This window comes from Corallococcus praedator, assembly GCF_003612125.1.
Taxonomy (GTDB): Bacteria; Myxococcota; Myxococcia; order Myxococcales; family Myxococcaceae; genus Corallococcus; species Corallococcus praedator.
Genome location: NZ_RAWI01000376.1, coordinates 1 through 8,976 on the forward strand (window position 1 = coordinate 1; position 8,976 = coordinate 8,976).

Below are 8,976 nucleotides of genomic sequence, written 5' to 3' on the forward strand. Positions count from 1 at the left end.
TGTATAAGAGACAGACCCAAGCCATCATCGCGATTCTCCCCCGTCCTCACCCACCCCGAAGCTAGGGATGGGAGGCGGGGGAGCAATCCAGCGGAGGCCTGCCGCGGAGGATCCACCCCTCCCGAAGCGGAGTGGTGGACACACATCCACCGCGCGACGCCTCCCGGTTCACGGAAGAAGCGAAGCGCGGCGGGTGGAAGCGACTACTTCGCCTTGCGGCGGCGCGTGCCCGCGTCCGGCACGGTCGTGCCCGCGTCCACGCCCGTGTCCAGGGTGCCCGCGTCCGACACCGTGCCCGCGTCCGGAACGGCCGTGGCCAGCGGCGGCGGCGGATTGACGAGCTTCAGCGAGTCGAAGAACGCGTCCGCGGCCGGCGCGCCGGAGTTCGGGTTGAAGAGCACCAGCAGCGTGTACATGCGCGCGCCCACCAGGATGTTGCGCGCCCGGAGCTCGCCCACCGTCGGGGAGCTGACCGTGTAGGCCTTGCCCGGGTAGCCACCCTCCAGGGTGAAGTCCTTCTCGTCCTTCAGGGTGCCGTTGACCTCCTTGGCCAGGCCGTCCCGACCCTCGTTCAGCAGGGCCTCGGGAGGACGGCTCGCCACGAGCTTCTCCGGGTAGTCCGCGATGCTCACGGAGTAGAGGACGTCCATGGCCCGAGCCGAGTACGCGGCCGTGGACACCGTGCCGGAGCCCAGCGGGACCTGCTTGCGGGCGATCTGCGGCTCCGCGGGCATGCCGATGCTGAAGCCTTCGGGCGCGTCGTAGGCCTTGAACTCCGGGCCCGTGGGGGCGACGTCCCCGCCCTCGTTGGGGACATCTTCGATGGTGGACTGGGCCTGCCGGCCGTCACCGCCGCCAGAGGAACCGGAGCTGCCGTCGGTCTTCTGCTGGCTGGCGCACGCGCCGGCGATGAGGGCGAGGGTGGTGAGCGAAGCAAGAAGGAGGCGGGACAACGGACGCATGGGCACGCTTCCTGATGTGAAAGATGGGGAGAAAACGAGATGTCCTGTCGGACGCTAGACGAAGTGCTCCGCCGCTGACTACCCGAGTTTCAAGGCGCGGCGAGGAACTGGCGGCGCCTCCTCCCCCACAAGCGTCGGGGGGAGGACACCGCCCCCAGGCCGGAAAGTCGGCTTTGGGAACTATTCGCCCAGGTACGCGCGCCGGACCTCGGCGCTCTCCAGGAGCGCCTTGCCGGCGCCGGCCATCACCACCTCGCCCGTCTCCAGCACGTAGCCGTAGTGGGCGGCGTTGAGGGCCAGGTGCGCGTTCTGCTCCACCAGCAGCACGCTGACGCCGGTGGCGTTCACCTCGCGCAGCGTGCGGAAGATGGTCTCCGTCACCTGCGGCGCGAGGCCCAGGGACGGCTCGTCCAGGAGCAAGAGCTGCGGCTTGCTCAAGAGGGCCCGGGCGATGGCCAGCATCTGCTGCTCGCCGCCGGACAGCGTGCCCGCGAGCTGGCGGCGGCGCTCCTTGAGCACCGGGAAGAGCGTGAAGCCCTTCTCCATGTCCTGCTCAATCCGGGCGGTGTCCCGGCGCAGGTACGCGCCCAGCTCCAGGTTCTCCTGCACGGTGAGGTTGGGGAAGATGCCCCGCCCCTCCGGCGCGTGCGCCATGCCGCGCGGCACCAGTTGGTGCGCCTTGAGGGACGTGGTGTCCTTGCCCTCCAGCGTGATGCGCCCCGCCGCGGCCTTGAGCATGCCGCTCACCGCGCGCAGGGTGCTCGTCTTGCCCGCGCCGTTGGCGCCAATGAGGGCCACCATCTCGCCCTTGCCCACCTGCAGGGACACGCCCCTCAGCGCCTGGATGGCGCCGTAGCGGACCTGGAGCCCCTCCACCGTGAGCAGCGGCGCGAACGCGCGGCGCTCGCCCAGCACCTTCACCGGCTCGCTCACGCCGCGCCTCCGTGGGATTCCAGGTAGCTGTCGCCCAGGTACGCCTCGATGACCTTGCGGTCGCTTCGCACCGCCGCCGGGGCACCGCGCGCGATGGTCTCTCCGTGGTCCAGCACGGTGATCGTCTCGCAGATGCCCATCACCAGCTTCATGTCGTGCTCGATGACCAGCACCCCCAGCGAGAACTCGTCGCGCAACCGGCGGATGAGCACCATCAGGTCCGCCTTCTCCCGCGTGTTCATGCCGGCCGCGGGCTCATCCAAGAGCAGCACCTTGGGCCGGGTCCCCAGCGCGCGGGCGATCTCCAGGCGGCGCTGTTCTCCATAAGGCAGGTTCTTCGCCTCCTCGTCGCGGCGGTGCGACAGGCCCATCACGTCCAGCAGGTGCTCCGCCTGGTGCGTGAGTTCGCGCTCCTCCCGCTGGAAGCCGGGGGTGAGCAGGAGCGCGCGCCACCAGTCGCGGTAGTTGCGCAGCGCCGTGCCCACCTTGGCGGCCTGGCCCAGCTTCACCGGGTGCAGGGCGCCCTGCGCGCGGCAGGCCACCTTCACGTTGTCCAGCGCGGTGAGCGCGCGGAACAGGCGGATGTTCTGGAACGTGCGCGCGAGGCCCAGGTGGTTGATTTGATGCGGCACCCAGCCGTTCACCTTCTGCCCGGCCACGCGCACCTCGCCCTCGGTGGGCTGGTACACGCCGGTGAGCACGTTGAAGGCGGTGGACTTGCCCGCGCCGTTGGGCCCGATGAGGCCCAGGAGGTCCCCCTGGCGCACGGAGAGGTTGAAGTCCGTGAGGGCCTTGAGGCCCCCGAAGCGGATGCTCACCCCGGACGCCTGGAGCATCGCGTCCTGTGACGTGGCGGCCACGCTCATGACAGCCCCTTCTTCCTGCGGGGAAGCCAGCGCGGCAGCACGTCCCACAGCTCCTTCGTGCCGAACAGGCCCTGGGGGCGGGCCAGCATCAGCACCACCAGCAGCACGCCGTACACGGGCATGCGGATCTGATCCACCTTCTGCGCCAGGCTGCCCTCGGCGCCCATCGCGCCGAACAGCGAGCGCAGGCCCTCCGGCAAGAGCGTGAGGAAGATGGCCGCGACGATGGCGCCCGTCGTGGAACCCAGGCCGCCCAGCACCACCATGACGACGATCTCCATCGACTTCACGAAGGTGAACGAGCCGGGGTTGATGATGGGCACGAAGTGGGCGAACAGGCCGCCCGCGATGCCGGCGAAGAACGACGAGATGACGAACGCGCGGACCTTGTAGCCGGTGGTGTCCACGCCCATGGCCTCGGCGGCGACCTCATCCTCGCGGATGGCCCACAGGCTGCGGCCGTGACTGGAGCCCGCGATGCGGCGGGCCACCAGCACCACCAGGAAGACCCAGAAGTACACCATGGCCACGCTGGAGTACTGCGGGATGCCCGACAGCCCCAGCGCGCGGCCGAACGCCTCCGTGTTCTGCACGAAGACGCGGATGATTTCACCAAAGCCCAGCGTCACGATGGCCAGGTAGTCCCCGCGCAGGCGCAGGGACGGCAGCCCCACCAGGAAGCCGCAGAGCGCCGCGCAGACGCCGCCCGCGAGCAGCGCCACCACGAAGAGCACCTGGTCGCTGGCGGCCACCGGCAGGAAGGACAGCGCCACCTCCTTGAGCGACAGCGACGTGACGCCGGCGATGTACGCGCCCACCGCCATGAAGCCCGCGTGGCCGATGGAGAACTGGCCCGTCATGCCGTTCACGATGTTGAGGCTCACCGCGAGGATGATGTTCACCCCCACGACGGACAGGAGATACGTGGCGAAGGGGGAGGCGCCCAGCGTCCACTCGGCCAGCGCCAGCACCGGCAGCGCAAGGAGCACGGGCAACAGGCCGCGCAGCGCCGGGGGAATGGGGCCCGCCATGTCGTCGGGCAGGGTCGTCGCGCCAGGGGTCGCCATCAGACCTTCTCCGCCGCGACCCGGCCGAAGAGGCCGCCCGGCTTCACCAGCAACACCAGGATGAGGAAGCCGAAGGCCACCGCGTCACGCCAGGTGCTGGCCGCGTAACCCACGACGAACTCCTCCACGAGTCCCAGCAGCAGCGCGCCCACCACCGCGCCCGGCACGTTGCCGATGCCGCCGATGACCGCCGCCACGAAGGCCTTGAGGCCCACGTACAGGCCCATGAGCGGACTCACCGACGTGTCCTTGATGGCGTAGAGCAGGCCCGCGCCCGCCGCCAGCGCGCTGGAGAGCATGAACGTCAGCGCGATGATGCGGTCGGTGGGGATGCCCATCAGCGCCGCGGTGCGGTGGTCCCAGGACACCGCGCGCATCGCCTTGCCGAAGCGCGTCCGGTACACGAGGAACTGGAGCGCGCCCATCAGCGTCACGGCGATGAGGAAGCTGATGACCTGCCAGTTCCACACCACCACGTCGCGGTCGCCCACGATGAACCACTCGGTGGGGACGATGACCTCCGGGAAGGCCCGAGGGGAGGCGCCCGGCAGGAAGCCGATGTCCAGTTGGAAGCCGTACGACAGCGCGAACGAGATGCCGATGGCGGTGATGAGCGCGGTGAGGCGCGGCTTCTCGCGCAGCGGCCGGTAGGCGAAGCGTTCAATGAGGAAGCCGAGCAGCGCACAGCCCCCCATGGCCACCGCGAAGATGACGACCACGCCCCAGAGGGAACGCTGCGCCTCGCGCCCGAGGGCGAAGGCGGTCGCGTAGCCCATGTAGACGCCGACCATCATCACGTCGCCGTGGGCGAAGTTGATGAGCTTGAGGACGCCGTACACCATCGTGTAGCCCAGTGCGACCAGGGCGTAGATGGTGCCGGAAGCCAGTCCGTTGATGAGGTGCTGGAGAAGCTGCGACATGCCGGGTGGGGGCCCTGACTACGGAGCGATGGTGGTGACGTAGGTGGACTTGCCGTCCGCGACCTTCAGCACCACGGCGGACTTCACCGCGTTGCGCTTCGCGTCCAGCGTGATGACGCCCGCCACGCCCGGGAAGTCCTTCGTCTGCGCGATGGCCTCGCGCAGCGCCGGGCCGCTGGTGTCCGGGGCGCGCTTCAGCGCGTCGATGGCGACCCGCGCGGCGTCGTACGCCAGCGCCGCGAGCGCGTCCGGCACCGCGCCGTTGTAGTCCGCCTTGTAGTCCGCGATGAACTTCTTCACGCGCTCGTCCGGGTTGTCCGGCGAGTAGTGGTTGGAGAAGTAGCTGCCGTCGATGGCGCTGCCGCCCAGCTCGAAGAGCTTCTCGGAGTCCCAGCCGTCGCCGCCCATCAGCGGCACCTTCAGGCCCAGCTCGCGCGCCTGCCGGGCGATGACGCCCACCTCGCTGTAGTAGCCCGGCACGTAGATGCCTTCCGGCTGCGTCTTCTTGATGGCGGTCAGCTGCGCGCGGTAGTCCGTGTCGCCCTGGCTGTAGCTCTCCGTGACGGTGATCTTCCCGCCCAGCTCCGCGAACTTCTGGCGGAACACCTCCGTGAGGCCGATGGAGTAGGCGCTCTTGTTGTCCTGGAGCACCGCGACCTTGTTGAGCTTGAGGTTCTCCCGAGCGAACTTGGCCATCACGAAGCCCTGGAACGGGTCGATGAAGCAGACGCGGAAGATGTTGTCGCCCTTCTCCGTCACGGTGGGGTTGGTGGACGAGGGCGTGATCATCGGCACGCCCGCCGCCTGCGCCTTCTCCGCCATGGCGAGCGAGCTGGACGAAGCCACCTCGCCCAGGATGAGCACCACCTTGTCCTGGGTGATCAGCCGGGTGACGGCCTGGGCCGCTTCCTCGGGCTTGCTCTGGTCGTCGTAGACGCGCACCACCAGCTTCTTGCCCTTCACCCCGCCCGCCGCGTTGGCCTCCTTCAGCGCCAGCGCGATGCCATTGCGGCTGGAGATGCCGAAGGTGGCCTGTCCGCCCGTCAGCGCGCCCACTTCGCCCAGGACGATGACGTCGTCACCCGCCGGAGCGCCACCGCCCTGCGCCGTGGCCGGGACCTGCGCCGCGGGCTGGCCGCCGCCCTCTCCCGTGGGCTGCGTCTTCTTCTCGCAGGCGACCGCCAGGACGGCGAGCGCGGCGAGGAGCATCGGGGCAAGTCGTCGCATGTGGGGGTTCCCTCCGGGGGGAGATGACGGCAAAGCCCCGGTTTTCTAGGGGAGCCCTCCCCATGGGTCAAGCGCACAGCTTGGGACCGGACGCTCGCGAACACCCTGGAACAGCGCTGTCGTGCGCCCTGCCCCCTCCCGGACGTCCCCCGGGACTCAGCCTCCGGAAGGCGTCCCCGGCTCCCTCCAGAAGTGCTCCCGGCCCGACGGACCGCGTCGAAGCGGGGGCGCCGGCCGGACGTCCCGGTCCCCTTCCGCCTCTTTCCCCGACACGCCCAGTGCGCGCGCCAGCGCGTCCGCGCAGGGATGCCATGCCCCGTCGTTCGAGGGCCAGGCAGGCGGCTCTCCGGCGAGCGCCGTCGTTTCAGCGCGGGCCTTCGCCAGGGGGAACGCGGTGGGAAGGACCGCCTTCGACGCGGCCGTAGAGGCCCGGCGGCGCAGGAGCCCGCCGGCCACCAGCACCCCCACCATGCCGGCCATCCACCCCAGGCCGCGGCCCGGAGCGCGGAACCGGGCGCCGTGAGCACCGTGACGGCGGGGAGTGGAAGGGCTCCCGCTCCACGGCATGCCGCTCCACCGCTTCAACCCCCGGCCTGGACCCGTGCCACGCATGGAAGGCTCCTCTGATGGGGACCGGCACACCCGGACCCGCGCCAACACAGTGGGGCGTCCGGTGCAGCGCGGCCAGCAGGGGGATGGGTCGCTTCACTCCTGCACGCCCGGTGTCCAGACAGGAGGCAGGGAAGCGCGCACCAGGGGCCTGACAACGGCGGGCTGGGTGACGAGCCCCCGGATCACCCAGGGGCAGGGGTTTCCTTGTCAGTTACTGGACCCAACTTCCTGCTGATGGCCGTGGCGGGCACCTCGCGTCCCTTTCCCCCCAGGAGCCCCGACCCATTGCGACGGACGACGTTCCGGCGCTCCGCCTGGCCACAACCGACCCGACGTGAAGTCACAAGGAGCCAGTCCATGATCAAGCGCATTGATATCAAGGAAGGCATGGTCGTCCGCAGCAGCGACGGCGAGAAGCTGGGCAAGGTGTTCGCCATCAGCGAAGGCGAGTTCCACATCGAGAAGGGCATGTTCTTCCCGAAGGACTACCTGGTCCGCTACATGGAGGTGAGCGACATCCGCAACGGGGAGATCTACCTCAACCATGGCCGTGAGGCGTTGAGCAGCCTGTCCGATGCGAGCAACGCCGGCGCCCTGGGGACGGCGACCACCGGCACGATGGGGACCGTGAAGACGGGGACGCAGAAGGTCGTCGGCGACGTACCGAGGACCGGCCTGAAGGACACCCGTCTGGAGTCACGGGCCAACCTCAAGGACGCCGAGCGCATCGCGAGCGAGGACGTCACGCTGCGCACCCACCACGAGGAGCTGGAAGCCATCAAGCACCAGCACCGTGCGGGCGAGGCCCAGGTGAGGAAGGTCGTCGTGGAGGAGATGCGGACCATCACCGTCCCGGTGCGCCACGAGGAGGTGGAGGTCGTCCGCCGCGCGGTGGCGCCGAACACGCCCGACACGGCCGACTTCCGCGAGGAGACCATCCGCATCCCGCTGAGCGCGGAGGACGCGGAGCTGCAGAAGCGGGTCTACGCGGATGAGGACATCGACATCCGCAAGCGCTCCATGGAGGAGACCCGCAGCATGGAGGGCCGCGTCCGCCACGAGGAGGTGGAGGGCGTGACGGTGGTGCGCACCGAGGAGGAGCTGGACGAAGACAAGCGCCGCATCGGCTACAAGGCGGACGCCGACCTGGATCCGCTCAAGCGCCGCTAGTCCTCACCGTGCGACATCCGTCGGGCCTTGTGCCTTCCTCCCGCATGCCGCCTTCCCGCGGCGTGCGGGGACTTCTTCAGCGCCGCTTTCCACCGGGACGCGGCGCGGGAGGGGCGACCGGAGTCGCGCGCGTCGGAGCCTCGCGGGCCGGATTGACGCCCGTCTCCATCCGCTGCGAGTCGCGCAGGCGCTCCGGGAAGAGCCGGGCCGTGAGGGCCGCCAGCACCGTGTCACGCGCGGGGGGACACGCGGCCACCAGCCGGTCCGCCATGGCGTGGGCGGTGTCGAAGCGGGACTCGGGCGCCTTGGACAGCGCCACCGACAGCACGTTCCACAGGGGCATCGGCACCTCCGGGGGCCGGGGCAGCTTGTCCTGGCAGATGGCCTTCATCGTGGCCAGCTCGTCATCGCGGTCGAAGGCGCGCGTGCCGGTGAGCGCCTGGTAGAGGATGAGCCCCATGGCGAACAGGTCGCTTCTCGCGTCCAGCCGCTGGCCCAGCGCCTGCTCCGGGGACATGTAGAGCGGCTTGCCCTTCACGATGCCCGGCAGCGTCACCGTGCGCTGCGCGCGCACCTTCGCCACGCCGAAGTCCAGCACCTTCACCTGACCGTCGAACCCGATCATCAGGTTGTGCGGCGACAGGTCGCGGTGCACCAGCTCCAGCGAAGCGCCGTCCTCGCCCTTGAGCGCGTGCGCGGCGTGCAGCCCCATCAGCGCCTGGGACACCACGGCGGACGCCACCGCCGGCTCCAGCGGGCCCTTGTTCCCGCGCAGCAGCCGGTCCAGGTCGATGCCGTTCACCAGCTCCATGGCGATGTAGTACGCGCCCTGCGCCTCGCCGAAGTCGTAGACGTGCACGAGGTTGGGGTGCGACAGCCGCAGGCCGATTCTCGCCTCGTCCAGGAACTGCTGCACCATCTCCGGCTGCGCCGTCAGGTGCGGCAGGATGCGCTTGAGCGCCACCAGCCGGCCCAGGCCCTCCGGCCCGCGCGTGCGCGCCACCAGCACCTGCGCCATGCCGCCCGTGCCCAGGGGCTTCACGACCTCATAGCGGCCAATGCGCCCGCGCTGCACGGGCGTGCCGTCCGAGTCCAGTTCGTCCAGCCGCTCCAGCGGCCCGCGGCCGTCCGTCAGCGCCAGGAAGGACAGCACCGCCGAGTCCAGCTGTTCGCCAATCGCCTCCACCAGCCCCATCACCCGCCCGCCGCCGTCCTCGAA

The 8,976-nt window shown here is 70.0% G+C and carries 9 protein-coding genes; 1 reads left to right on the forward strand and 8 read right to left on the reverse strand.

Annotation, left to right across the window (positions count from 1 at the left end):
* Positions 1–203 precede the first annotated feature (203 nt).
* The 7 genes from D7Y13_RS33175 to D7Y13_RS33205 form a co-directional block, all read right to left on the reverse strand.
* Positions 204–962 (reverse strand): hypothetical protein, encoded by a 759-nt coding sequence (locus D7Y13_RS33175; protein ID WP_233595943.1) that lies wholly within the window; start codon positions 960–962, stop codon positions 204–206.
* 180 nt (positions 963–1,142) lie between these two features.
* Positions 1,143–1,895 (reverse strand): ABC transporter ATP-binding protein, encoded by a 753-nt coding sequence (locus tag D7Y13_RS33180; protein WP_120585698.1) that lies wholly within the window; start codon positions 1,893–1,895, stop codon positions 1,143–1,145.
* Complete coding sequence (locus D7Y13_RS33185) at positions 1,892–2,761, reverse strand: ABC transporter ATP-binding protein (protein WP_120585697.1); 870 nt, start codon at positions 2,759–2,761, stop codon at positions 1,892–1,894. Before D7Y13_RS33185 ends, D7Y13_RS33180 begins: the two co-directional genes overlap by 4 nt.
* Entirely contained in the window at positions 2,758–3,828 is a 1,071-nt protein-coding gene (locus tag D7Y13_RS33190) for a branched-chain amino acid ABC transporter permease (protein WP_120585696.1), read from the reverse strand. The genes D7Y13_RS33185 and D7Y13_RS33190 overlap by 4 nt, the downstream gene beginning before the upstream one ends.
* Positions 3,828–4,748, reverse strand: a complete 921-nt coding sequence (locus D7Y13_RS33195; protein ID WP_120537451.1) for a branched-chain amino acid ABC transporter permease — start codon at positions 4,746–4,748, stop codon at positions 3,828–3,830. The genes D7Y13_RS33190 and D7Y13_RS33195 overlap by 1 nt, the downstream gene beginning before the upstream one ends.
* A gap of 18 nt (positions 4,749–4,766) precedes the next feature.
* Positions 4,767–5,975, reverse strand: coding sequence for an ABC transporter substrate-binding protein (locus D7Y13_RS33200; RefSeq protein ID WP_120537450.1), 1,209 nt, complete (start codon positions 5,973–5,975; stop codon positions 4,767–4,769).
* 156 nt (positions 5,976–6,131) lie between these two features.
* Positions 6,132–6,446, reverse strand: coding sequence for a hypothetical protein (locus D7Y13_RS33205; protein WP_120585695.1), 315 nt, complete (start codon positions 6,444–6,446; stop codon positions 6,132–6,134).
* Between the two features lie 498 nt (positions 6,447–6,944).
* On the opposite strand from D7Y13_RS33205, the gene D7Y13_RS33210 reads away from it, so the two are divergent.
* A complete protein-coding gene (locus D7Y13_RS33210) occupies positions 6,945–7,757 on the forward strand; it encodes a YsnF/AvaK domain-containing protein (RefSeq protein ID WP_120537448.1) in 813 nt (270 codons plus the stop codon).
* Positions 7,758–7,833: 76 nt separating this feature from the next.
* On the opposite strand, the gene D7Y13_RS33215 is transcribed toward D7Y13_RS33210, so the two are convergent.
* The coding region (locus D7Y13_RS33215) for a serine/threonine-protein kinase (RefSeq protein WP_147452546.1) at positions 7,834–8,976 on the reverse strand (1,143 nt) is incomplete at its 5' end.